We start from the raw sequence: 2,478 nt of genomic DNA, 5'->3' as shown, positions 1-2,478 counted from the left end.
TCGACTTTTTTTGACGCTTTTATTGATTTTAACTATTTTACACTTATTCGGATATTTACAAAACCGGGATGCTCCCGCTGGCTTACTAATAATCAAATAACTCTAGACTTGCAGGAAATTCCTGATGGGCATTTTCCTCGTTGGGGTTTATTAATGCTTCCCCTAACCTTGGAAGTAGTTTGGAAACCCGGATTAGAAGGACTCAAAGCCTTGAATTCAAGAGTACGAATTTACACAGAAGGATTGCTTAGTGTAAATGCAGCATTATGCACTCAATATAAAGACTGTGAAATTCTTGTTCTTAAAAGCTTTTTCTCTCGCTTAGGGATGTGTGAAATAGAACACAGAACTCTTAAAACAATCGTTGATTTAGAGTACAAGCAAAATAATCAAGACTCAATTAACTATACAGTTGCTCTCGAAAATGAGGAGCTTGAATCTATAGGTGAACATCTGGATACTGAAGGGGACTTCACCCCAAAAAGTCGAGAGGAAGCAAGAGAGCGAGTTTCACGGTCTATCGCTCAAAGACGAGGACAGCCAAAGTTTCGTAAAGATTTACTTGAGGCTTACGGCTATTGCTGTGCTATTACTGGCTGCGACGCCGAAGAAGCCCTAGAAGCTGCTCATATCATCCCTTACTGTGAGACTGAAGATAATACTATCTATAATGGGTTGCTCTTGCGAGCTGATATACATACACTTTTTGACCTCAACCTAATTGCTATTGCTCCAGGTAATCACTATCCAGATGATAGAGAAAACCTCATTGTGTACGTTGCACCTACCTTACGGCACACCTCTTATGGTAAACTGCACAATAATCAAATGAAACACCTCCCCAAAAATCAATCTGATTTGCCTGACAAAGATGCCCTTATATCGCGTTGCAAGCAGTGTGGTTGGTTTATTTAGAACAAAACCAGCCTATGTAGGTTTAAAATGAAGTCCGCCGACACTGTTTGACTAGACATCTCCAACAAATAATCTCAAGTTTTTGAGCGAGATTTAAGGAGTACACCCAGGGGCGACAATTTATGTTGAAAACGGGCGATTTTATCCGCAAATGCTTCATCCTCCCCAGGCTATGGGATCGTACTCCTACGCGATATTTGATTTTTTGGAAATGTCTATTGACTACGATCGCAAATCGTCGATCAGTTTTTCTATAGCCATACTTTTTTTTTCATCTGGTAGAAGCTCAAACACTTTCTGCAAAAGTTCTATAGACGCATTTTTAATAAACCAATCTTCACCAGGATTATCCCCAAGATTTAAAAAATACTTTAAACGTTCCTTTATCTCTTCCTTATCTGCTTGATCCAGTTGTCCAACTCGCTTAAGCCAATCCCCTTGCGGATCTTTAAAACAGTTAGCATCAACAGTACATATCTGATGCACTAGAGCGAAGGATTTTTTAGAAAGACCATTTGTGCTTGTAGAATTAATAGGATATACAGTTGGCAAACCTTTATAGGTTTCTTGTGAAGTCAACGGAATCAGCGTCAAAGTTTGGATGTATTTAGAGTAATCTTCAAATTGGTCACTTGTCCAAACGATATAAGGATGCTCTCCCCGAAAAACCCGACTCGAATTAATCACCTGAGTGCAAGAAATTGTCTTGCACTCAATCTCCCCTGGTTCATCTATCTCATAAATATGATGATGACCGAGTTTGCAACGGAGAGATACTCTATAGGGATTGATAAAATAAATCCAACCTTGACGCGGTTTTTGTCCAGCCACTAGCTCACCCCAATTCACTCATTAACTTTTCTCTTTCTTTGTAGAGATTAAGTCTCACCTGTTCCTCTGGTTCGTGGCTATATTTAACCTCAAGCATGGGAGCAGTGTTATAGACATATTCTAGTAACTGATTGAGTTTATCCTCTCCTGATCCCGCCCATTCTCTCCTGATGTTGTCAAGCATGAGCTTCAGACCTAAAGGTAACTTTAAATCATCCACATTACCAGCTCCCTCACCAAGTCTGATGAATATAGTTTCTCCCTGAGATTCTTGAAAAATCTCTTTGCCATTCATTTGATTTAAAGCAGCGTCTATGCCTTCATTCCAAGGCCCATAGTAATAATAACGCCAATCTAAATCAGTAAGCTGCTTGTCTGTCCATTTGACCGCATAAAGATCAGCCAAATACAAAAACTTGATTAACTGCGTTTTTGTAATATAGCCTTTTGTTGCGTAAACAAAGTATTTGATCAGGTTTTCTAGCATGGCTTTCCTTCTTTTGATTTCAAAAAGCTCCCTAATTAATCTTATAACTTGTTCGCTCAATTTAACTTTATTCTATTATATCATCCAAAGGAAAGCTTGGCTATTAAAGCAGATAAAAAATACCCAATGGTAACAAATAGAGTGTGTGCCTCCAAGAGTGTATTATTCACAGGGCTATTTCGTTCTAGACAGTAGGCAGGGTTTAGGTTTAGAGTTTAGAAGTCGGATTCACCCTAACTTATGAT

3 protein-coding genes are annotated in these 2,478 nt (G+C 38.9%); 1 reads left to right on the top strand and 2 read right to left on the bottom strand.

The window, feature by feature from the left end:
• Window positions 1-915 (top strand): HNH endonuclease (locus QUB44_RS30510; RefSeq protein WP_333373600.1); only part of this gene is annotated, 915 nt, incomplete at its 5' end.
• Between the two features lie 222 nt (window positions 916-1,137).
• Here QUB44_RS30510 and QUB44_RS30505 read toward each other — a convergent pair.
• Both QUB44_RS30505 and QUB44_RS30500 read right to left on the bottom strand, forming a co-directional pair.
• Window positions 1,138-1,746, bottom strand: a complete 609-nt coding sequence (locus QUB44_RS30505; protein ID WP_333373597.1) for a type II toxin-antitoxin system PemK/MazF family toxin — start codon at window positions 1,744-1,746, stop codon at window positions 1,138-1,140.
• Between the two features lie 4 nt (window positions 1,747-1,750).
• Window positions 1,751-2,293 carry a type II toxin-antitoxin system antitoxin SocA domain-containing protein gene (locus tag QUB44_RS30500; protein WP_333373593.1) on the bottom strand — a complete coding sequence of 181 codons (543 nt, stop codon included), beginning with the start codon at window positions 2,291-2,293 and terminating at the stop codon, window positions 1,751-1,753.
• Window positions 2,294-2,478 lie beyond the last annotated feature (185 nt).

This window comes from Microcoleus sp. AT3-D2, assembly GCF_036705715.1.
In the GTDB taxonomy this organism is placed as follows: Bacteria; Cyanobacteriota; Cyanobacteriia; order Cyanobacteriales; family Microcoleaceae; genus Microcoleus.
This window is presented reverse-complemented; position numbering and strand designations above follow the sequence as displayed.